Below are 19,587 nucleotides of genomic sequence, written 5' to 3'. Positions count from 1 at the left end.
TGAACGGGCGATGACTTGAGTCGATTTTGCGCCGGACCGAATCATTTCGACCGACCAATAGGGGAATAAGTGACAAAAAGGCCAATGTTAGGCGTTGCGGGGCGGGATCGGTCTGGCTATAGCGCCCGCTCAGGCCAACCTGCCGTTCGCGCGGCAGACCATGCGGAGACGTGGGTGAGTGGCTGAAACCAACGCTTTGCTAAAGCGTCGTACGGGGAACCGTACCGAGGGTTCGAATCCCTCCGTCTCCGCCACCTTTTCCATCCACGCATCCCGGTCATCCCGCGGCGATTGCCCGCGGCTGCGGACATGCGCGCAAATTTCGCCTGCTTATCTGTTGTAAATGCGAATCGTTCGCGATAGTGAGGGCCAAATTTCAAGGGCCTCTCTCCTCCATGCAAGCACCGACCCCAACGCGCACGCCGACCAAGAAGAGCCGCCGCGCCTTCTGGCTCAAACAGCTTCACATGTGGCACTGGATGAGCTCGGCGATCAGCCTGAGCGGGCTACTGCTGTTCGCGATAACGGGCTTCACGCTGAACCATGCCGCCGATATCGAGGGGGCACCGCGCGTTGCCGAGCGTAGCGCGCAATTGCCAGCGCCGCTGCTCGAAGCGCTGGCGGCGGCGGACCCGGCGGACGGCAAGGGGGAGCTGCCCGCACCGGTTGCGGCGTGGGTCGAGGCGAATTTTCCGGTCCGTGCGGGCGAAGCCGAATGGTCCGCCGACGAGGTTTATATGGCCGCGCCGCGTCCCGGCGGCGATGCCTGGGTCGCGATCGACCGCGCGACGGGCGCCGCCACCGCGGAAATCACCGACCGCGGCTGGATTTCCTATCTCAACGACCTGCACAAGGGGCGCAATTCGGGCGGCGCGTGGAGCCTGTTCATCGACATATTCGCCTTTGCCTGCCTGGTGTTCGCGCTGACCGGGCTTGTGCTGCTTCAGCTTCATTCGGCCAAGCGCAAGAGCACCTGGCCGCTCGTCGGCGCGGGGGTGGCGATCCCCGCCGCCATCGCGATCCTCTTCATCCATTAAGGAGATGCCATGCAAACCGAGTTTCGATCCGTCCTGACCGGCGCCTCGCTGGGGCTCGGCGCGGTGCTGTCCGCCCCGGCGCTCGCCGCCGATCCGGGGACGATGGAGGTCAGCATCACCATCCCCCAGCTCAAGGTCGCCGAATATCATCGGCCCTATGTCGCCATCTGGGTCGAGAAGGCCGGCGCGCCCGCGAAGACCGTCGCGATCTGGTACGACCATGACATGAAGAATAACGAGGGCACCAAATGGCTGCGCGACGTGCGCCAGTGGTGGCGCGCCTCGGGCCGTTCGATGCGCTTTCCGGCCAATGGCGTAACGGGCGCAACGCGTGCGCCGGGTACGCACAAGATTGCCTTCAGCCGCGCCCAGCTCGGCGCGCAGGCGCCCGGCGATTATGTCCTGGTGATCGAGGCCGCGCGCGAAGTCGGCGGGCGCGAGTTGCTGCGCATTCCGTTCCGCTGGCCCGCCAAAGCCGGGGCCGCGGGCCGCGCGGCGGGCAAGACCGAACTCGGCACCGTTTCGATTTCCTTCCGTTGATCCAGAGAGGACCGATCATGAAGACCCGATTGCTGATCGCCGCGAGTGCCGCGCTGGCCCTTTTCGCCGCAGCGCCCGCGCAGGCGCACCGCCAGTGGATGCTGCCGTCCTCGACCGTGCTGTCGGGCGACGATGTGTGGGTGACGGTCGACGCCGCCGTTTCGAACGACCTGTTCTATTTCGAGCATCAGCCGCTGCGGCTCGACGCGGTAAAGGCATGGGCGCCCGACGGTAGCGAGGCGTCGATCGAGAATAAGGCGACGGGCCGCTATCGCAGCACCTTCGACGTGCATCTGACGCAGAAGGGAACGTGGCGCATCGCATCGGTCGCCGACATGCTGATGGGCAGCTATGATCTGGACGGCAAGACCGAACGCCTGCCGCGCGGGACGACCGCGGCCAATCTGGCCGAGCGCCTGCCCGCCGGGGCGACCAACGTGCGAACCGCCGAGGCGAACAACCGCAACGAAATTTTCGTGACGGTGGGCGAGCCGACGACGACGCTGTTCACCCCGACCGGCAAGGGCATCGAGCTGGTGCCGGTGACGCACCCCAATGATCTGTTCGCGGGCGAAACCGCGACCTTTCAGTTCCTGCTCGACGGCAAGCCCGCGGCGGGCCTGCCCGTCACGGTGATCCCGGGCGGTATCCGCTATCGCGACCAGTTGGGACAGATCGATCTCAAGACGGGTGCCGACGGCACCGTAGCGATCAACTGGCCCGAACCGGGCATGTACTGGCTCAACGTCACCACGCCGCAGGCGGAACGCGAAGACGGCGCGGGCGGCCCGCCGCCGCTTGCCCGCCGCGCAAGCTATGTGACGACGCTTGAGGTCATGGCGCCCTGACGGACCGGATATTGATCCCCCGGGCGCTGACGCCCGCCGCCTTTGCGGCGCGCCGTCCGGAGGCGTCGGTCCGCCGCTTTTCGGGGCGGACGATGGGCACCAGCTGGTCGCTGCAGGCGGTTGACGCACCGGCTTCGGCGGGCGAGGGCGTCCGGCGCGCGCTGGACCGCGTCGTGCGGCAGATGAGCCAGTGGGAAGCGGAATCGGACCTGTCGCGCCTGAACCGCGCGCCTGCGGGGGAATGGCGCGCGATCCCGCCCGAATTTGCGTGCGTGATGGCTGCGGCGACCGCGATTGCCGAAGCGAGCGACGGCGCGTTCAATCCCGCGCTCGGCCTGCTGACCGAGCGCTGGGGCTTCGGTGCGGGCGGGCCGGTCGCTGCGGCGCCCGACATCGCGCCGCCCGAGGCGCCGCCCGACATTGCCTTTGATGCCGCGACGGCGCGCGTCCGGCGCGGGACGGGGGCGGCGCTCGATCTGTCGGGGATCGCCAAGGGGTTCGGCGTCGATCTTGCTGCCGAGCAGCTGCTGGCGAGCGGGGTGCGGCATTTTCTTATCGAGGTCGGCGGCGAATTGCGCGGCGAGGGCGTGCAGCCCGACGGGCAGCCCTGGTGGGTCGATGTCGAGCCGCCGCCCGGCCTGTCGCTCGCGCCTTGGCGGCTGGCGCTGCACGACCTGTCGGTCGCAACCTCGGGCAATTACCGGCGCGGCTTTACCGACGGCGGCCGCCATTATTCGCACAGCTTCGATCCGCGCAGCGGGCGCCCGATCGTCAACGGCGCAGCGTCGGTGACGGTGGTGCATCGCAGCTGCATGATCGCCGACGGCTGGGCAACCGCGCTCACCATCGTCGGTCCCGAGCGCGGCATGGCACTTGCCGATGCGCAGGGCCTTGCGGCGTCGATGATCGCGGACGGCCGCGAATATGCCTCGCGTGAATGGCGCGCGATGCTGGATTAGAAGCGCAAGGCGTTCAGGCGTCGGCCCATTGGCGCAGCAGATTGTGATAGACGCCGGTCAGACGGACGACCGTCGGATCGCCCTGACCCATCGCCGCTGCGGCGCCCTGAACCCCCAGATCGAGGTCGAACAACAGGTTGCGCTGCGCCTGATCGCGGATCATCGACTGGATCCACATGAAACTGGCGACGCGGACACCGCTTGTGACCGGTTCGACGCGGTGGACAGTGCTCGACGGATAGAGGATCAGGTGGCCGGCGGGAAGCTTGAGGCCGGGCGCCTCGCCCATTCCTTCGATGACCAGGCCGCCGCCTTCATAGCTGTCGGGGTCGGCCAGAAACAGCGTTGCCGACAGGTCACTGCGGATTCGGAAATCGGTGCCGCGCCGCATCCGCACGGCATTGTCGATATGATCGCCGAACGCCTCCCCGCCCGAATAGCGGTTGAAGAAGGGGGGATAGATCTTGAGCGGCAGCGCCGCCGCCATGAACAGCGGCGAGCGGCCGAGCGCGTCGATCACCATCCGGCCCGCCTCGACCGCCGCGTCGCCGAATTCGGGAAGCTGCTGGTTGCGTTTCGCCAGCGCCGCCTGCGGCCCCGACGTCTCGTTGCCGTCGATCCAGTCGGCGCGATCGAGGATGGTGCGGAGCGCCCTGACGCCCGCGGCGTCGATCAGGTCGGGAATGATGCGGATCATGCGCGTTACTATGCCGAAAAGCCCGGGCGCGGCAATCGCCGCGCCCGGAGTCGATCAGAATTTGTAGAAGAGGCTCAGCACCGCCGAGCGTTCCTCGCCGGGCGTCGCCCAGCCGCCGGTGACGATGCCGGTCGTGCTGTTCACATTGTTGCGAACGCCCGTGTAATAATCCTCGTTGGTCAGGTTTGACACATTGAGCTGCGCCACGAGGCCGTTGCCGAAATCATAGGACACGAACGCGCGGTGGATCAGATAATCGTCGACGAAATATTGCGAGCGCTGCGCCATGTTGCGCTGGCTGGTCGCGAAGCTGCCCTGATAGGTCAGGCCATAGCCGATTTGCAGCCCGAACGGCAGCGTGTAGGTGGTGAACAGGCTGCCCGAATGTTTCGGGGTCTGGATCAGGCGGTCGCCCGCCTGCGGGTCGGGCAGGGCGGCGCTGTTGGTGCAGGTGCCGCCGCCGGGGTTGGCGAGGCAATAGTCCGACACGCTCTGCCGCACCGTTCCGTCGAGGTAGGTGTAATTGGCGAAGATCGACCAGTTGGGCGTGATCGCGCCGGTCAGGCCGAGCGCGAAGCCGTCGACGCGCGACTTGCCGTCGAGCACCTGCAGCGAGCTGGGCAGCGAGGCGTCGTTCGACGGCACGCGGTAATTGCTGCGTTCGTTGCGGAACAGCGCGGCGGTGAGCAGCAGCTTCTTGTCCATGAGCTCGGCTTTCGCCCCGATCTCGTAAGTGCGGCCGGTTTCGGGCGCGACGTCGCAATTGGTGCCGCAGCCGAGCCGGACCGTCGCCGACGACGGCGTCTTGCTGTTGCCGTAGGCGGCATAGAGGCTGACATTTTCGACCGGGTGGAACACCGCGCCGACGCGATAGGAAAAGAGATTTTCGTCGCTGATCTGGTCGGCGCCGCGGGTGTAGACAGCGCCGGTCGCGGGCGTCGTCACCGTATCCGCACGGAACTTGGCGCGCGAATTTTCATAGCGCAGCCCGGCGTTCAGTTCGAACATCGGTGAAAGCTCGAGCGTGTCGAAGGCGTAAATCGCCCAGCCGCGCGTATCGCCATAGCTGTTGCCGGTGCGGACATAATTGACCGGGCCCGACCAATAGGTGTCGGGGTTCGCCAGGCTGATCGGCCCCTGCACGGGATTGGGCGTTGCGCCGCCGGCGTTGCGCAGCAATTGCGCGACCTCGATCGAATAATCCTCCTGGCTCAGCGAGCCGCCGATGACGAGCGTGTTGTGGACGCCGCCCTTGGTGCCGCTGACGATCGTGAGGTCGGTCTGGTTGTAGAGCAGTTCGTTGAGCTGATCGCGGACCAGTCCGCGCGGCCCGGCCGGGTAATAATAGCCCGCCATGTCCTGGCCGCTGGGGCAGGGGACGCCGACGGTGGCATCGGGCGTCGCGCCGATGGGCTGCAAGCCGCTGGCGAGGCAGAAGACACCCTGCGGCGCGCTCGTCTGGCTATATTGGTGGACGCGCTGCCAGCGCGTGAGGTTGCGGATCGAGACGGCGTCGCTGAACGCGTGGCGGAAGGTCGCGGTGAAGCGGTCGACCTTCGTCTTTTGTTCGTCCAGATTGACGATGCCGAAATAGGAGCTGTCGTCGACGCCCGGCAGCGGGCCGTCGTTCACGCCGCTTAGGAAATAGGGGACGCCATAGATCGGCGTGTTGTCGTCATCCTGGTGAATATAGGCGAGCGTCAGGCTGGTGTCGCTGTCGACGCCGATGGTGATCGACGGCGCGATGCCCCAGCGCTGATAGGATTCGACGTCGCGGCCGGGCACGTCATTTTCATGATACATGGCGTTGAGGCGCACCGCGATCAGGTCGCTGAGCCGCCAGTTGCTGTCGACCGCCGCCCGATAATAATTGTCGGTGCCGACGGCGGCCTGCACCGTCGTCGCATCGCGCGCGAAGGGGATCTTGCTGACGAGATTGATCGTCCCGCCGACGCTTCCCGACCCGTTGAAGACCGAGTTGGCGCCGTTGTAGACTTCGATCTGCTGGAGGTTGAACGGGTCGGTGCGGCTGTATTGCGCGCTGTCGCGCACGCCGTCGACGGTGATGTCGTTGCTGGCCGAATAGCCGCGCAGGTTGATCGAATCACCATAGCCGCCGCCGCCTTCGCCCGCGCCGAAGGTGATGCCCGGAATCGTCGAAAGCGCGTCGCGCAGCGTCAGCAGATTCTGCTGCCTGATCTGTTCCTCCGACACCACGGTCACGGTCTGCGGCGTATCGACGATCGGCGCGGTCGATTTGGGCGTTTCCACCGCGACGCCGTTGGTGCCGGTGACGATGATATTCTCCCGATAGCCGGGCGCATCCTGCGCATCGTCGGCGGTCGCGGCGAGCGCGGGCGCGCTGACGAGGCTGCCGACGCAGGAGAGAGCGAGGAAAGAAACAGGCTTCACGGTGTTACCCCCTTATGGTTGTTGTTGGGGGTCCGCTATTGAGAGTCGTTCGCAGAGTCAACAATAATGCGAATCGTTCGCGATAATGTCGTAAATTTGTCGCGGCGGGCGGCGATGATCGGGGCGTGGTTACGCTTGCGGGGCAGGGCCTAATGCCGCGGCTCGAGCCACCAGCTCTGCCGCCAGCCATAGGGGCTGGCGACGGGTTCGCCGCGCGCATTTGTCGCGGGCCGGAAGCGGAAGCGCGCCTCGATCAGCCGGCACGTGGTCGAATCGAGCGCGGCATCGCCGCTCGATCGGCTGACCCGGCATCCGCTGACCCGGCCGCTGGCCTCGATGGTGAAGCGCACTTCGACGACGCCGCCGATACGCGCGCGGCGCGCCTCACGGGGATAATCATCGTCTTCGATCGTTCCGCTGCGCCAGACGGCGCGCGTGCCGCCGCCGGTGCCGCTGCCTGCACCGCCGGCCCCTGTGCCGTCGCCGCGTCCGCCGGCGCCCGATCCAGCGCCGGGGGTCGGGGTAGCGCCTGCCGATGGATCGTTGCCGCTGCTGGGCTGCGGCGCCGCCGCGACCGGAGGCGGCTCGGGCGGGACGATCCGGGGCTTGGGTGCTGCGACCGTCGCGGCCTTGGCAAAGCGGTTCGCCGCCGACGCTTTGCCGCTCGCCGCATCGCTCTGTGCCGGGGCGGGGGCTGCGGGTGTCGGCGGAGGTTGCGGGGCGGGGAGTGCGATGGCACTGATCACCTCGCCGGCCTTGCGGATCACCGCGATGTCGAGGCTGCTGACCAGCGCGGCGCCGACCAGCAGCGCAGCCAGGGCCGCACCGCCGCCTGCCAGAGCGCGCTGCCGCGCCGGAAGCTGTCCGCTATATGCCATCGCCCGGTCCCGGCACGCGCCCATCGCGCGCCTTCGGAGGCGATATTAGAGGAAATCGTCTAGCGTGGACATGAACCGGTCGAACTGATCGTGATGCAGCCAGTGGCCGGCGTTTTCGAACTCGATCACCTGCGCGGACTTGAAATGCGCGATCCGACCGTCCTTCGCGGGGTTCGACGCCCAGCTGTTGGCGCCATAGAGCAACAACGTCGGGCAGGTGATTTCGGCCCACAGCGATGCGATTTCGTCGTGCGACAGATCGAAAACCGACCAGATGTTGAGATAATTGTCGAACTTCCAGCTCCACGTTCCATCCTCGTTGCGGCTGATGCCGTGGATGGTCAGGTGACGCGCCTGTTCGGGCGTCAGATAGGCATTTTCGCCCATCATCCGCGCCAGCGCATCGTCGAGCGTCGGATAACGGCGCGGCGAACGGCCCGCCGCCTGCCGTTTGTCGTCGATCCATTTGCGGAACCGGTCGGCGACGGGCGTTGCGAGGCGTTCGGCGATCAGCTTGGGCGAGGGGCCGAGCCCCTCGATCGCGACGAGTTTGGCCACCGTGTCCGGATAGAGCCCGGTGTAGCGCAATGCGACATTGCCGCCCATCGAATGCGACACGATCGTCACCGGCGACAGGTCGAGCTGGTGGATGAGCTGCGCCAGATCATAGACGAAGGCGTCCATGTCGTAATTGCCGTCGGGCGACCAGGCGCTGTCGCCATGGCCGCGCAGGTCCGGCGCGATGACATGATAGCGATCGCGCAGCTTTTCGGCGACCCAGTCCCAGTTGCGGCAGTGATCGCGCCCGCCATGGACGAGAAGCAAGGGCGGCGCGTCGGCATTGCCCCAATCGACATAGTGCAGCTTCAACCGCTGCGAGATGTAGGAGTGCGACGTGGGGCCACTTGCCATCTGATCATCCTTGCTGTCTGGTTGCGTTTCAAAAGGCGACCGAATCCGATCCGTCAACCCCACATGGGCCGGCGGCGCGAGGCGAAGGCGCTGAAACAGCGAAGGGAAGAGTGAGGCCATGACCAGTTTTCGCGACAATCTGCTCGCCGGCAAGACCGCTTTCGTCGCGGGCGGCACGAGCGGCATCAACCTTGGTATCGCCAAGCGCTTTGCCGAACTCGGCGCGCGCGTGGCCGTCGCGGGGCGCGATCCCGACAAGGCGCGCCGCGCCGCCGACGAAATCGGCCATGATGCGATCGGGCTGTCGGGCGATGTGCGCGATTATGGCGCGATTCGCGGGGTGATGGAGACGGTCGCGGACAAGTTTGGCCCGATGGACATCGTCATATCGGGCGCTGCTGGCAATTTCCTCGCGCCCGTGCTCGGCATGTCGGCTAACGCCTTTCGCACCGTGGTCGACATCGATCTCAACGGCACCTTCAACGTGTTTCGCGGCTGCCACGATCTGCTCAATACGCCGGGTGCCTCGCTGATCGCGATCACCGCGGGGCAGGCGGTCAATGCCTCGGCGCTGCAGGCGCACGCCTGTGCGGCGAAGGCGGGGATCAACCAGCTCGTTCGGGTGCTGGCGCTCGAATGGGGACCCGATGTCCGCGTCAACGGCATCTCGCCGGGTCCGATCGCCGACACCGAGGGCATGAAGCGGCTCGCCCCCGACGATGCGACGCGCGAGGCGCATTATGCGCGCATCGCGATGAAGCGCTGGGGCAAGGTTTCTGAGGTCGCCGAATCGGCGGTTTTCCTTTGCTCACCGGCCGCGAGCTATATCACCGGAACGATCCTCGACTGCGATGGCGGCAGCCAGGTGGGCGACGCATCGCGGCTCGACCTGGCGCGCGGAATGGCCTGAGGCTCGCCGCGGACGCTGCCGTCAGTCGCGGCTTTCGACGCGGACGACCGCCGTCATCGGCAACGTGCCGTAAAGATGCGGGAAGAGCTGGCCGCCGCGCGACTCTTCCCAGCGCACCGCCTTGCCCAGCGGGGCAAGATCGACCTCGGCGATTACCAGCCCCTGCTGCCCGGCAAAATGTTTGGCGAGCGTTTCCGCAAGCTGCTCGGCGGTTGACATGTGGATATAGCCGTCGGCATGGTCCACGGGGGCGCCGTGGAACAGGCCTTCGCGCTCGAAATCCATCCACTGGTCGGCGGTCAGCACCTTGAAGGCGGTGCCGGCGGTCATTCGCCGGCGCCGTCCGGTCCCGCGTCGGTGGTCCCATCGGCCGCTTCCGTTGCCTCCGCCGGAGCATCGGCCGCATCGAGCGCCTCGTCCTCGCTATCCTCGATCAGCGCCGCCGATACGACATGTTCGTCCTTGGCGACGTCGAACAGGCGCACGCCCGCCGATCCGCGGCCGATGACGCGCAGGCTGCCGAGTCCCATGCGAATGAGCTTCGCCTGATCGGTCACGAGCATCAGCTGATGCGCCTGCGTTGCCGGGAAGCTCGCCACGACCGGGCCGTTGCGGCCGATATTCTCGATATTGGTGATCCCCTGGCCGCCGCGGCCGGTGCGGCGATATTCATAGGCGGAGGACAGCTTGCCATAGCCGTTGGCGCAGATCGTCAGGATGAACTGTTCGCGTGCGGCGAGCTCCTCCATCCGGTCGGCCGGCAGCGTCGGCGCGTTTTCATTGTCCTTCCACGGGGCCGCGCGCAGATAGGCTTCGCGCTCCTCGCTGCTGGTGCCGACGCGGTGGAGGATCGAGAGCGAGATCACCTCGTCGCCCTCGGCGAGGCGCATACCGCGCACGCCGGTCGAATTGCGGCTCTGGAATTCGCGTACATCGTCACCGGCGAAGCGGATCGCCTTGCCCTGCCGCGTCGCGAGCAGCGCATCGTCGCTTTCGTCGAGCAGCGCGACGCCGATCAAGCGATCGTCTTCGTCATCGCCTTCGAACTTCATCGCGATCTTGCCGTTCGAGGGCACGTTGGTGAAGGCGTCCATGCTGTTGCGACGCACGCTACCCTTCGCGGTCGCGAACATGACGTGGAGCTTGCCCCATTCGCCCTCGTCCTCGGGCAACGGGAGGACGGTCGAGATCGTCTCGCCCTGCGCGAGCGGGAGCAGGTTGATCATCGGGCGGCCGCGCGTGGCCGGCCCGCCTTCGGGCAGGCGCCATACCTTCATGCGATAGACCTTGCCCGCGGTGGAGAAGAACAGCACCGGCGTATGCGTCGAGGTGACGAACAATTCGGTGACGACATCTTCGTCCTTCGTCGCCATGCCGGCGCGGCCCTTGCCGCCGCGACGCTGGGCGCGGAAGGTGTCGAGCGGGGTGCGCTTGATATAGCCGTCGAGGGTGACGGTAACGACCATCTCCTCGCGCTCGATCAGATCCTCGTCGTCGATGCCATCGGCGGCGGGGGCAACCAACGTCTTGCGCGGGGTGGCGAATTCGTCGCGCACCGCGACCAGCTCTTCACGCATCACGCCATAGAGTTTGACGCGGTCGGCGAGGATCGAAAGCAGTTCCTCAATCTCGCTCGCCAACTCGCCGAGTTCCTTGCCGATTTCGTCGCGACCGAGCGCGGTCAGACGATGCAAGCGCAGGTCGAGAATCGCCTTCACCTGTATTTCGGAAAGACGATAGGTCGCGGTGTCCTCCATCTCGCCCTCGATCGCTTCGACGAGGCGGATATAGGGCGCGATCTCGCCGATCGGCCATTCGCGCGCGAGCAGCGCTTCGCGGGCCGCAGCGGGCGAGTTCGAGCCGCGGATGATGCGCACAACCTCGTCGAGATTGCTGACCGCGACGACAAGGCCGAGCAAGATGTGCGCGCGGTCGCGCGCCTTGGCGAGTTCGAATTTGCAGCGGCGGGTGATGACCTCTTCGCGGAAGGCGATGAAGGCCGAAAGAATATCCTTCAGCCCCATCATTTCGGGGCGGCCGCCACGGATCGCGAGCATGTTCGCGGGGAAGCTCGACTGCGCCGGGGTGTGGCGCCAGAGCTGGTTCAGGACGACCTCGGCGGTGGCGTCGCGCTTCAGCTCGATAACGACGCGCACGCCCTCGCGGTTCGATTCGTCGCGGATGTCGGCGACGCCCTCGATGCGCTTGTCGCGCGCCGCCTCGGCGATCTTCTCGACGAGTCCGGACTTGCCGACTTGAAAAGGAATGGACGTCAGAACAATCGATTGGCGGTCGTTCCTGCCTTCCTCGATGATATGCGTCGCACGCATCATGATCGAGCCGCGGCCGGTGGCATAGGCGTTGCGTGCGCCGCCCTGGCCGAGCATCATCGCGCCGGTCGGGAAATCGGGGCCGGGGACGATCGCCATCAGTTCTTCGAGGGTGATGTCCGGGCCGCCCTCGAGCTGGCGGTCGATCATCGCGAGCGTCGCATCGACGACTTCGCCAAGGTTGTGCGGCGGGATGTTGGTCGCCATGCCGACCGCAATGCCGCCCGCGCCGTTGACGAGCAGGTTCGGGAAACGCGCCGGGAGCACCGTCGGCTCGTCGCGGCTCGCGTCATAATTGGGCTGGAAGTCGACGGTATCCTTGTCCAGGTCGTTCAGCAGCACCATCGCGGTCTTGGCAAGGCGCGCTTCGGTATAGCGCATCGACGCCGGCGGATCGGGGTCCATCGAGCCGAAGTTGCCCTGGCCGTCGATCAGCGGCACGCGGAGCGACCAGTCCTGCGTCATGCGGGCGAGAGCGTCATAAATCGCGCTGTCGCCGTGCGGGTGGTAGTTACCCATGACGTCGCCGACGATCTTCGCCGATTTCTTGTACGGGCGGCCGGGAATGAAGCCGCCTTCCTGCGCTGCGTAGAGGATGCGGCGATGCACCGGCTTCAACCCGTCGCGCACGTCGGGCAGCGCGCGGCTGACGATCACGCTCATCGCGTAATCGAGGTAGGACGTCTTCATTTCGTCGACGATGTTGATCGGCGAAATGCCATCGTCGGACGGCGGCAAATGCGTATTTTCTTCGGTCAAAGCCCGGCCTTCTGTTGCGCTATCGGGAGATGCTTCGGGCCTAGCCCATGACCGGCGTCTTTGCCAGCGATTCGGTGGCTTTCGGCGCGATTTTTTCCCGGCTCGGCAAGGCTTTTGCGCGGGGCGGGAAGGATGACGTCATGACGGCGGTTCGGAAGATGATCGCTTGCCAATCGGTCCTTCGCGCCTAAAGGTCGGCGGCGATGATCTGTGCTGCAAATGGGGGACGCCGATGGCCTTGATCGCGCTGGTCGGCGCCAGCGAAATGCTGCCCGACGGCGGACTGCGCGCGCTCGTCGCGATCGCGGGCGAGACGCTGATCGAGCGGCAGGCGGCGCGGCTTGCCGACGTCGGGGTTACGCATATCGCCGTGGCCGTCGCGGCGGTGCCGGCCGATCTGCTGGCGACATGCGACCGTATCCGCCGCCGCGGGATGAAGGTGACGCCGGTGCGCGAGGCGAGCGACCTGATGGCGCTGGTCGAGGGCGACGATCGCATCATCCTGGTCGCCGACGGTTTGCGTGCGGGCAGCGCCCATTATGCGGCGATTGCCAAGCCGGGTTCGCCGGCGATCCTCGTCACCGCCGACACGCTGCTGACGCAGGGGTTCGAACGCATCGACGCGACCCGGCGCTGGGGCGGGCTTGCCTGTATTTCGGACGCGATGGTGCGCGATCTGGCCAATATGCCCGGCGAATGGGACGTAATGCTGACGCTGCTGCGGATGGCGGTGCAGACCGGCGCGCGCCGACTCTATTGCGAGCCCGCGCTGTTTGAGCAGGGCGACATCGCGATCGTCACCGACCGGCCGACCGCGGCGCTGATCGAGCAATCGAGCCTGCAGCAGGTCGATTATGGCGGCATGGGGCTCGGCCGCTCGGCGATCATGATGCCGTTGATCCGGCTTGCGGGGCCGCTGCTCGTGCGATCGCCCAAAACCGCGCGCTATCTGCCCTATGTCACCGCGCTGCTCTGGATCGGCGTTGCGCTGCTCGCCGCAAGCGGGCTGGCGGCGGCGGGCGCGCTGGTCGCCGTGCTTGGCGGCCTCTGCCTCGCCGCGATGCGCTTTCTCGCCTCCTTTCGCGCCCAGAGCGCGGCGCACGACCGGGTACGCGCGATCATCCGCAGTTTTGCGTGGCTGTTGCTGGCGGCTTTTCCCTGGCTGCTCTCGCTCGGCGGGGCGGCGCACGCGATGCCGCGCTTTTCGGAAGCGGCGCTTGCGCCATGCCTTGCCGCGACGATCCTGCTCGCGCGCCTGCTCTATGAAGATGCGGGCGAAAAGCGCCGCTTTCACTGGCTGCTTCCCGACGCCGATCAGGCATGGATCATGCTCGCGCCGGCGTTGGTTTTCGGGGTGGCGCCGCTGATGTTCGCGATCCTGCCGCTGTTGGCGCTGTTCCAGATTTTGCTCTGGATGCGCCTCGCGCGGCGACCGGAAGCCAAGTAGAACAAAGGCCTTCAAGGTTTAATGCCTATTAACGACATGCTGCTATCCGCGAGCGTGCATGGCTGAATCCTTCCCCTCGACCGGTCCCGATCTGCCGTCGCCGACGCTGTCGGCGCGGCTGCGCGAACTGGCGGCCTATCTGGCGGCGCCGACCGCGGGGCATCTGACCGAGGAACAGCGCGCGCTGTCGCTGGGAATTGCCCGGCGGCTCGTCACGACGCTGGCGGCCGAACTGGATGTCGGGATCGATGTTACGGCGCTGTGGGACGACTGGCTCGCGAGCGGAATCCCCTCGGCCGAGCGCTTGGCTCCGGCCTGTTTCGCGCGCGGGGAAGAACATCGCTGGCGGCAGCAGTCGGCGCAGAGTGCGCCGACGGTGTCGCCGGGCACAGCCGAAACCGCCGACGGTCTGCCGGCTGCGGGCGAAAGCGAGCTCAGCGATACCGATCGGGCCTTTCTTGCGCTGCGGATTGCCGACCGGCGCCGCTTTGACGCGCTCGGAAACCCGGCGATCGCGGTCGCCGATCTCGATCCGGACCTGCTTCGCGCGCTGCTGCTTGATATTGCGGCGTGGTGGCTGGCGCGGGACAAGGGCGACGGCAATCGCGCGGCGGCGCTCGGCGATGCGGTACGAACCACCGGCGAGGCACAGCAGAGTGCAACGGGAATCGACGCCGAGGCAAAGGCTTACCACGCCATACTGATCGCGAATGGAGATTTGTCCGCGGTGGCGGCGGGAGCCATCGCGCGGCACGACTGGACGACGCTTGTTGCGCTTGCCGCGGCGGCGGGCAAACGGCGTTATGCCGACATGGCACTGGCGCTGATTACTGCCGAGGCGGCCGCGTTGCCGGTCCTTCTTGCACCGTTGCGGCTCGATTCGGCTGCGCTGGCGCCGCTTGAGGCGTCGCTGGCGATGCTGCCGGCGCGGGCGCTGGCTGGCGATGATGCCGGTTCGGGGGCCACGGCATGAGCGGCGAACGCATCATTCGCGGCCGCGTCGATGCTGGCGGAGCGCTCGTCAGCGCCGATCCGTCGCTGCTCCGCCTGCAACAGCGCGCCGGGGCGGGCCTTGGCCGTCCGCTCGCGCTGCCGCAACTCGCGCGGCTCGTCGCACTTGCGCAGCGGCTTCAGCGCGACATCAGCCGGCCGCTCTATACCGCCGACGATCATAGCGACATTCACGCGCTGGTACGCATCGCGCCCGATGCCGATGGCGCGACGATCGAGATCAGCGACTGGCGCACACGGCCCGTCGTGATGCCGCAGACGCCGCCGGTCGCCGACGTGGGGATTGTGCCGCACGGATGGGCGTGGGAATGCGACCAGCATCTGCGCGTCGTGGCGCTGCGCGCTGGGGCGGAGGCTCCGTCGATCCCCGCCGGTTGGGAGGGGCGGTCGCTGTCCGAATTGTTCGAGCTTCAACCCGATGCCGACGGGCGCTTTGCCGTGCTGCGCGCGCTCGCGCGGCAGGCAAGCTTCCAGGGCCAGCGCGTTCGCGTCGAGATCGGCGGCACGCCGCTGACGATGACGGTGGCGGGCGAGGCGCTGTTCGACGCAACGGGAGGCTTCACCGGTTTTCGCGGCATTGCGGTGCGCGATCCCGAAAGGACGGGCGCTGCGCCGACATCCGGCACCATCGATCCCGCCTTTGGCTCGCTGCCGCTGTCCGACCCGCAATTCGGGCGCCGGATCGACGGTGCGCTGCGTGGGCCGCTCAGCCGCATCATCGCGACTGCGGAGACGATTCATGGTCAGTTCGACGGCCCGATCCGCGCCGACTATGCCCGTTATGCCGGCGATATCGCGCATGCAGGCCGGCATTTGCTGGGACTGGTCGATGATCTTGCCGACTTGCAGAATATCGAACGCCCGGGGTTCAAGGCGGCGCGCGATGAAATCGACCTTGGCGACCTAGCGCGCCGCGCAGTCGGCCTGCTCGGCATGAAAGCGGAGGAAAAGGGCATCCGTATCGACGCGCCGCGTACCGACGACCGGATGCCCGCCTATGGCGAGTTCCGCCGCGTGCTTCAGGTGCTGCTCAATCTGCTCGGCAATGCGATCCGCTATTCGCCCGAACAGTCGCAAATCTGGATTCGCGTCGACCGCGAAGGCGACCGCGCCATGGTGACCGTCGCCGATCAAGGGCAGGGGATTGCCACCGACCAGCAGGCGGTGGTGTTCGAAAAATTCGAACGGCTTGGCCGCACCGACAGCGGCGGATCGGGGCTTGGCCTCTATATCGCGCGCCGCCTGGCGCGCGCGATGGACGGCGACCTCACCGTCGACAGCGCCCCCGGCCAGGGCGCCCGCTTCACCTTGAGCCTGCCCGCGCGCGAAGCTTAGCCGAGCAGCAGCGCCCTGGTTGCCGCTTCGACATCGGCGTGGCGCATCAGGCTTTCCCCGACCAGAAAGGCGCGAACGCCGCTCCGCGCAAGCCGTGCGCAATCGGCGTGGCTCGCGATGCCGCTTTCGCCGACGAGCAGGGTTCCGGCGGGAACAAGTTTCGCCAGCCGTTCGGTGACGCCGAGATCGGTTTCGAAGCTGCGCAAGTCGCGGTTGTTGACGCCGATGAGCCGCGACCTGAGCTGCGTCAACGCGCGGTCGAGTTCGGCCTCGTCATGCACTTCGACCAGCACATCCATGCCGCGTTCGACCGCCGCCGCCTCGATCTCGCGCATCGCGCCATCATCCAGCGCCGCGACGATGATCAAGATCGCATCGGCGCCGATCGCCCGCGCTTCGGCGACCTGCCACGGATCGATCATGAAATCCTTGCGCAGCACGGGCAGCGCGCAGGCGGCGCGCGCGGCGACCAGATAATCCTCATGCCCCTGAAAATAGGGGGCGTCGGTCAGCACCGACAGGCAGGCCGCGCCGCCAGCGGCATAAGCGCGGGCATGATCGGCGGGAGAAAAATCTTCGCGGATCAGCCCTTTGGACGGCGATGCTTTCTTGACTTCGGCAATCAGGCCATAGCCGCCCGCGTCGATCTTGCGGCGCAGAGCGGCGGCAAAGCCGCGCACCGGGCCGGCATCGACGGCATCGAGATCGGCGAGCGTGCGCTGCGCACGGCGCGCGGCGACTTCGCCGGCCTTGGTTTCGAGGATCTGGGTGAGCTTGTTCATTTATACGCGATCCAGCAGTTGAGCAGCGCGTTGGCGAGCCCCTTGTCGATGGCTTCGGCGGCCTCCTCGACCCCGTCCGCCAAGGTATCGACCGCGCCCGCGACCATGAGCGCTTCGGCGGCATTGTAGAGAACGGCATCGCGATAGGCGCCGGTTTCCCCCTGGAGCAGCGCGCGCAGCGCCTTGGCATTATAGCTTGCGTCACCGCCACGGATCGCCGCGATCGGATGCGTCGACAGTCCGGCGTCGGCGGCGCTGCTGCGCTGCATCTGCACCCCGGCGCGCGTGACCACCGCAACCTCGTTGCCGCCCGCGAGCGACAGTTCGTCGAGCCCCTCGTCGCCCGATACGACCCGCGAATGATCGGTGCCAAGCTGGTGCAGCGCGCCGGCATAGACAGGGACATAGGCGGGACGCGCGATGCCGACGAGCTGGCGCGTGACGCGGGCCGGATTGGCGAGCGGCCCCATCAGGTTGAAGATGGTGCGGCGGCCGATAGCCTTGCGGATCGGCTGGATACGCGCCATCGCGGGGTGGTGGTTCGCCGCGAACAGGAAACAGATGCCGAGATCGGCGAGCTGGGCCTCCGCCATCCGGCCCGCGCGCGCCATGTCGAGGCCGAGCGCCTCGAGCGTGTCGGCGGCACCTGCCTTTGACGAAGCCGCGCGATTTCCGTGCTTTGCAACGGGCACTTCGCATGCTGCAACCACCAGCGATACGGCGGTGGAGACGTTGAGCGTGTGGTGGCCGTCGCCGCCGGTGCCGCAGACGTCGATGGCCCCCTCGGGCGCGGCGATCGGGATCAGCCGGTCGCGCATCGCCTGCGCCGCGGCGGCGATTTCGACCGTCGTCTCGCCGCGGTCGGACAGCGCAACCAGAAAGGCCGCGACCTCCTCGTCGCTGCCGCCGCCATCGAGCATCGTCGCAAAGGCGTGCGCCGCCTCATCGGGCGCGAGTTGTCCCGTCGGGTCGGGAAAGGGACCGAAGCGGCTCATGCCGCCTGGCGGGCGCGAACCGGCAGCCCGGCGATGCTCATGAAATTGGCGAGCATTGCGTGACCATGCTCGGTCGCGATGCTTTCGGGGTGGAATTGCACGCTGTGGATCGGCAGGTCGACGTGCCGGAACCCCATCACCGCGCCATCGTCGCTCGTCGCATTGATCGCGAGGCAGTCGGGAATGTCGACGACCTCTAGGCTGTGATAGCGGGTCGCGGTGAAGGGTGAGGGCAGGCCGGCGAACAGTCCCGTGCCATCGTGGCAGACGGGCGAGGTCTTGCCGTGCATGAGATGCCCGCGCTGGACGGTCGCGCCGAAATGCTGGCCGATCGCCTGATGCCCCAGGCAGACGCCGAGCAGCGGTCGCCGGGCGGCGGCGCAGGCAGCGACGAGGTCGAGACTGATCCCGGCTTCGTTCGGCGTGCAGGGCCCCGGCGAGATCAGCATTGCTTCCGCGCCGGTTGCCAGTGCCTCGGCAGCGGTCAGATCGTCGTTGCGCACGACGCGCACCTCGGCACCGAGCTCGATCAGATAATGAACGAGGTTGAAGGTGAAGCTGTCGTAATTGTCGATGACCAGGATCATGGCGCGGCCCTAATGCTTTTGCGTAGCGGGGGGAAGGGATAGAAGCTTCGGCGGCCCCAAAGCGGGCTTTATTCGGCCATCAGCTTCGCGAGATCGTCCTTCCAGAATTTCGCCCAGCTATGCGTGCCATGCCCCTTGGTTTCGGGTGACGCGAGGATCAGGACATAGCGGGCCCTGGGCATGCGTGCGGCCGCCTGTTCGGCGATGCCATAGCCCGGCGGATTGATGAAATCGTCGGCCGAATTGACCCACAAAAGGGGCACGTCGATCTTTTCGAGATCCGCCCAGGGATTATAGGTTCGCGACGCATCGAACTGATAAATAACGTCATTGGCATCGTTGCGGCCGTAACTGCGCGCGAAGGCGGTGTCCTTATAGGCTTCGGCGGCGGCGCGCGTCGGATATTGCGCCTGCAGGGCATAGGGGTTCGACCCCGCGATCAGCCCGATCGAGGTGGCGGTCCGCAGACCCGCGGCGGGCTCCTGCGTGTAATTGCCGCCGTTCCACGCTGGGTCGGCCTTGATCGCGTCGATAATCAGCGTGCGCCACATCCGGTTTTCGCCGGCAATTTCGACGGGCAGGCAAGCGAAAGGCGCGAGCCGCTTGGCAAAGCCAGGCCAGCTTTCACCCCAGACAAAGGCGTGCATGCACCCCATCGAGGTGCCGAGGATGAGTTGGAGCTCGCCGATTCCCAGCTTTTCGGTCAGCAGCCGGTGCTGCGCCGCCACCATGTCGTCATAGTCATATCTGGGAAACGCCATGCGCATCCCGTCGCTCGGCTTCGACGATCCGCCATGACCGATATTGTCGGGCAGGATGACGTAATATTTTGCGGTGTCGAGCGGCTGGCCGGGACCGAATAATTCGCCCGCAAATTGCGGCTGGAGAAATTGTTTGCCGGTTCCGCCGGTGCCGTGGAGGATCATCACCGCATTGACGATTGCGCCGCTCGCGTCGCGCTGCGGCTTGCCGAGCGTGGTATAATGCATCTTGAGTTCGGGCAGTTTTTCGCCCGAACGGAAGGTGAAATCCTTCAGTATTGCATCGCCGTCGATCGCGCCCTCGACCGTCTGGGCCTGAGCAGGAAAAGCGGCGAGCAGCAGGGCAAGCGGGAGGAGGCGTTTCAGCATGAGCGCGACGCTAACGCA

At 66.6% G+C, this 19,587-nt stretch carries 19 protein-coding genes and 1 tRNA gene; 10 read left to right on the top strand and 10 right to left on the bottom strand.

All coding sequences use genetic code 11. From position 1 onward, the window contains the following. The first annotated feature begins 164 nt into the window (after window positions 1–164). The 5 genes from STE01S_RS04425 to STE01S_RS04405 all read left to right on the top strand — a co-directional run bounded on the left by STE01S_RS04425 (window position 165) and on the right by STE01S_RS04405 (window position 3,384). Window positions 165–254 (top strand) — tRNA-Ser (locus tag STE01S_RS04425). Between the two features lie 141 nt (window positions 255–395). Next, window positions 396–1,037, top strand: a complete 642-nt coding sequence (locus tag STE01S_RS04420) for a PepSY-associated TM helix domain-containing protein (RefSeq protein WP_062765268.1) — start codon at window positions 396–398, stop codon at window positions 1,035–1,037. Between the two features lie 9 nt (window positions 1,038–1,046). Beyond that, window positions 1,047–1,577, top strand: a complete 531-nt coding sequence (locus STE01S_RS04415; RefSeq protein ID WP_062765265.1) for a DUF2271 domain-containing protein — start codon at window positions 1,047–1,049, stop codon at window positions 1,575–1,577. 17 nt (window positions 1,578–1,594) lie between these two features. After that, window positions 1,595–2,425 carry a DUF4198 domain-containing protein gene (locus STE01S_RS04410; protein WP_062765263.1) on the top strand — a complete coding sequence of 277 codons (831 nt, stop codon included), beginning with the start codon at window positions 1,595–1,597 and terminating at the stop codon, window positions 2,423–2,425. 11 nt (window positions 2,426–2,436) lie between these two features. Then, window positions 2,437–3,384, top strand: a complete 948-nt coding sequence (locus STE01S_RS04405) for an FAD:protein FMN transferase (protein WP_120694141.1) — start codon at window positions 2,437–2,439, stop codon at window positions 3,382–3,384. 13 nt (window positions 3,385–3,397) lie between these two features. Here STE01S_RS04405 and STE01S_RS04400 read toward each other — a convergent pair whose 3' ends face one another. The 4 genes from STE01S_RS04400 to STE01S_RS04385 form a co-directional block, all read right to left on the bottom strand. Continuing rightward, the gene (locus STE01S_RS04400) at window positions 3,398–4,081 is read right to left on the bottom strand and encodes a Fe2+-dependent dioxygenase (RefSeq protein WP_062765260.1); all 684 of its coding nucleotides are present in this window, start codon (window positions 4,079–4,081) and stop codon (window positions 3,398–3,400) included. Between the two features lie 54 nt (window positions 4,082–4,135). Then, a complete protein-coding gene (locus STE01S_RS04395) occupies window positions 4,136–6,493 on the bottom strand; it encodes a TonB-dependent receptor (RefSeq protein ID WP_062765258.1) in 2,358 nt (785 codons plus the stop codon). Window positions 6,494–6,642: 149 nt separating this feature from the next. Continuing rightward, window positions 6,643–7,371: an energy transducer TonB gene (locus STE01S_RS04390; protein ID WP_255265878.1), complete on the bottom strand. Its 729-nt coding sequence runs from the start codon at window positions 7,369–7,371 to the stop codon at window positions 6,643–6,645. Window positions 7,372–7,416: 45 nt separating this feature from the next. After that, window positions 7,417–8,283, bottom strand: coding sequence for an alpha/beta fold hydrolase (locus tag STE01S_RS04385; protein ID WP_062765378.1), 867 nt, complete (start codon window positions 8,281–8,283; stop codon window positions 7,417–7,419). Window positions 8,284–8,401: 118 nt separating this feature from the next. Between STE01S_RS04385 and STE01S_RS04380 the strand changes: the two genes are divergently transcribed. Then, complete coding sequence (locus tag STE01S_RS04380; RefSeq protein ID WP_003043887.1) at window positions 8,402–9,193, top strand: SDR family oxidoreductase; 792 nt, start codon at window positions 8,402–8,404, stop codon at window positions 9,191–9,193. Between the two features lie 21 nt (window positions 9,194–9,214). On the opposite strand, the gene STE01S_RS04375 is transcribed toward STE01S_RS04380, so the two are convergent. Together STE01S_RS04375 and gyrA are read right to left on the bottom strand one after the other, a co-directional pair. Beyond that, on the bottom strand, window positions 9,215–9,523 hold the full coding sequence (locus STE01S_RS04375) for a DUF952 domain-containing protein (RefSeq protein ID WP_062765252.1): 309 nt from the start codon (window positions 9,521–9,523) through the stop codon (window positions 9,215–9,217). After that, window positions 9,520–12,213, bottom strand: coding sequence for a DNA gyrase subunit A (gene gyrA, locus STE01S_RS04370; RefSeq protein WP_409371968.1), 2,694 nt, complete (start codon window positions 12,211–12,213; stop codon window positions 9,520–9,522). The genes STE01S_RS04375 and gyrA overlap by 4 nt, the downstream gene beginning before the upstream one ends. A gap of 116 nt (window positions 12,214–12,329) precedes the next feature. On the opposite strand from gyrA, the gene STE01S_RS20275 reads away from it, so the two are divergent. From STE01S_RS20275 to STE01S_RS04355, 4 genes are read left to right on the top strand one after another with little or no spacing between them, the layout of a single operon-like run. Beyond that, window positions 12,330–12,473, top strand: coding sequence for a hypothetical protein (locus STE01S_RS20275; RefSeq protein WP_162928199.1), 144 nt, complete (start codon window positions 12,330–12,332; stop codon window positions 12,471–12,473). 41 nt (window positions 12,474–12,514) lie between these two features. Next, complete coding sequence (locus tag STE01S_RS04365; protein ID WP_062765246.1) at window positions 12,515–13,729, top strand: hypothetical protein; 1,215 nt, start codon at window positions 12,515–12,517, stop codon at window positions 13,727–13,729. Between the two features lie 58 nt (window positions 13,730–13,787). Then, a complete protein-coding gene (locus STE01S_RS04360) occupies window positions 13,788–14,702 on the top strand; it encodes a hypothetical protein (RefSeq protein ID WP_062765243.1) in 915 nt (304 codons plus the stop codon). Continuing rightward, complete coding sequence (locus STE01S_RS04355) at window positions 14,699–16,075, top strand: sensor histidine kinase (protein ID WP_062765240.1); 1,377 nt, start codon at window positions 14,699–14,701, stop codon at window positions 16,073–16,075. Before STE01S_RS04360 ends, STE01S_RS04355 begins: the two co-directional genes overlap by 4 nt. On the opposite strand, the gene trpC is transcribed toward STE01S_RS04355, so the two are convergent. The 4 genes from trpC to STE01S_RS04335 all read right to left on the bottom strand — a co-directional run bounded on the left by trpC (window position 16,072) and on the right by STE01S_RS04335 (window position 19,569). Then, window positions 16,072–16,857, bottom strand: a complete 786-nt coding sequence (trpC, locus tag STE01S_RS04350; RefSeq protein ID WP_062765237.1) for an indole-3-glycerol phosphate synthase TrpC — start codon at window positions 16,855–16,857, stop codon at window positions 16,072–16,074. The genes STE01S_RS04355 and trpC overlap by 4 nt on opposite strands. Beyond that, window positions 16,854–17,852, bottom strand: a complete 999-nt coding sequence (gene trpD, locus STE01S_RS04345) for an anthranilate phosphoribosyltransferase (protein WP_062765235.1) — start codon at window positions 17,850–17,852, stop codon at window positions 16,854–16,856. The genes trpC and trpD overlap by 4 nt, the downstream gene beginning before the upstream one ends. Then, complete coding sequence (locus STE01S_RS04340; protein ID WP_058811422.1) at window positions 17,849–18,439, bottom strand: anthranilate synthase component II; 591 nt, start codon at window positions 18,437–18,439, stop codon at window positions 17,849–17,851. The genes trpD and STE01S_RS04340 overlap by 4 nt, the downstream gene beginning before the upstream one ends. 68 nt (window positions 18,440–18,507) lie before the next feature. Then, complete coding sequence (locus STE01S_RS04335; RefSeq protein ID WP_062765232.1) at window positions 18,508–19,569, bottom strand: alpha/beta fold hydrolase; 1,062 nt, start codon at window positions 19,567–19,569, stop codon at window positions 18,508–18,510. Between the last annotated feature and the right edge of the window lie 18 nt (window positions 19,570–19,587).

The sequence above is a fragment of the Sphingopyxis terrae subsp. terrae NBRC 15098 genome (genome assembly GCF_001598815.1).
GTDB classification, from domain to species: Bacteria; Pseudomonadota; Alphaproteobacteria; order Sphingomonadales; family Sphingomonadaceae; genus Sphingopyxis; species Sphingopyxis terrae.
This window is presented reverse-complemented; position numbering and strand designations above follow the sequence as displayed.

Bases quoted from the DNA above. Each gene is read 5' to 3' on its own strand.
- STE01S_RS04420 (WP_062765268.1), top strand. From the start codon at position 396: ATGCAAGCACCGACCCCAACGCGCACGCCGACCAAGAAGAGCCGCCGC.
- STE01S_RS04415 (WP_062765265.1), top strand. From the start codon at position 1,047: ATGCAAACCGAGTTTCGATCCGTCCTGACCGGCGCCTCGCTGGGGCTC.
- STE01S_RS04410 (WP_062765263.1), top strand. From the start codon at position 1,595: ATGAAGACCCGATTGCTGATCGCCGCGAGTGCCGCGCTGGCCCTTTTC.
- STE01S_RS04400 (WP_062765260.1), bottom strand. From the start codon at position 4,081: ATGATCCGCATCATTCCCGACCTGATCGACGCCGCGGGCGTCAGGGCG.
- STE01S_RS04390 (WP_255265878.1), bottom strand. From the start codon at position 7,371: ATGGCATATAGCGGACAGCTTCCGGCGCGGCAGCGCGCTCTGGCAGGC.
- STE01S_RS04385 (WP_062765378.1), bottom strand. From the start codon at position 8,283: ATGGCAAGTGGCCCCACGTCGCACTCCTACATCTCGCAGCGGTTGAAG.
- STE01S_RS04380 (WP_003043887.1), top strand. From the start codon at position 8,402: ATGACCAGTTTTCGCGACAATCTGCTCGCCGGCAAGACCGCTTTCGTC.
- STE01S_RS04375 (WP_062765252.1), bottom strand. From the start codon at position 9,523: ATGACCGCCGGCACCGCCTTCAAGGTGCTGACCGCCGACCAGTGGATG.
- gyrA (WP_409371968.1), bottom strand. From the start codon at position 12,213: ATGAAGACGTCCTACCTCGATTACGCGATGAGCGTGATCGTCAGCCGC.
- STE01S_RS20275 (WP_162928199.1), top strand. From the start codon at position 12,330: ATGACCGGCGTCTTTGCCAGCGATTCGGTGGCTTTCGGCGCGATTTTT.
- STE01S_RS04365 (WP_062765246.1), top strand. From the start codon at position 12,515: ATGGCCTTGATCGCGCTGGTCGGCGCCAGCGAAATGCTGCCCGACGGC.
- STE01S_RS04360 (WP_062765243.1), top strand. From the start codon at position 13,788: ATGGCTGAATCCTTCCCCTCGACCGGTCCCGATCTGCCGTCGCCGACG.
- STE01S_RS04355 (WP_062765240.1), top strand. From the start codon at position 14,699: ATGAGCGGCGAACGCATCATTCGCGGCCGCGTCGATGCTGGCGGAGCG.
- trpC (WP_062765237.1), bottom strand. From the start codon at position 16,857: ATGAACAAGCTCACCCAGATCCTCGAAACCAAGGCCGGCGAAGTCGCC.
- trpD (WP_062765235.1), bottom strand. From the start codon at position 17,852: ATGAGCCGCTTCGGTCCCTTTCCCGACCCGACGGGACAACTCGCGCCC.
- STE01S_RS04340 (WP_058811422.1), bottom strand. From the start codon at position 18,439: ATGATCCTGGTCATCGACAATTACGACAGCTTCACCTTCAACCTCGTT.
- STE01S_RS04335 (WP_062765232.1), bottom strand. From the start codon at position 19,569: ATGCTGAAACGCCTCCTCCCGCTTGCCCTGCTGCTCGCCGCTTTTCCT.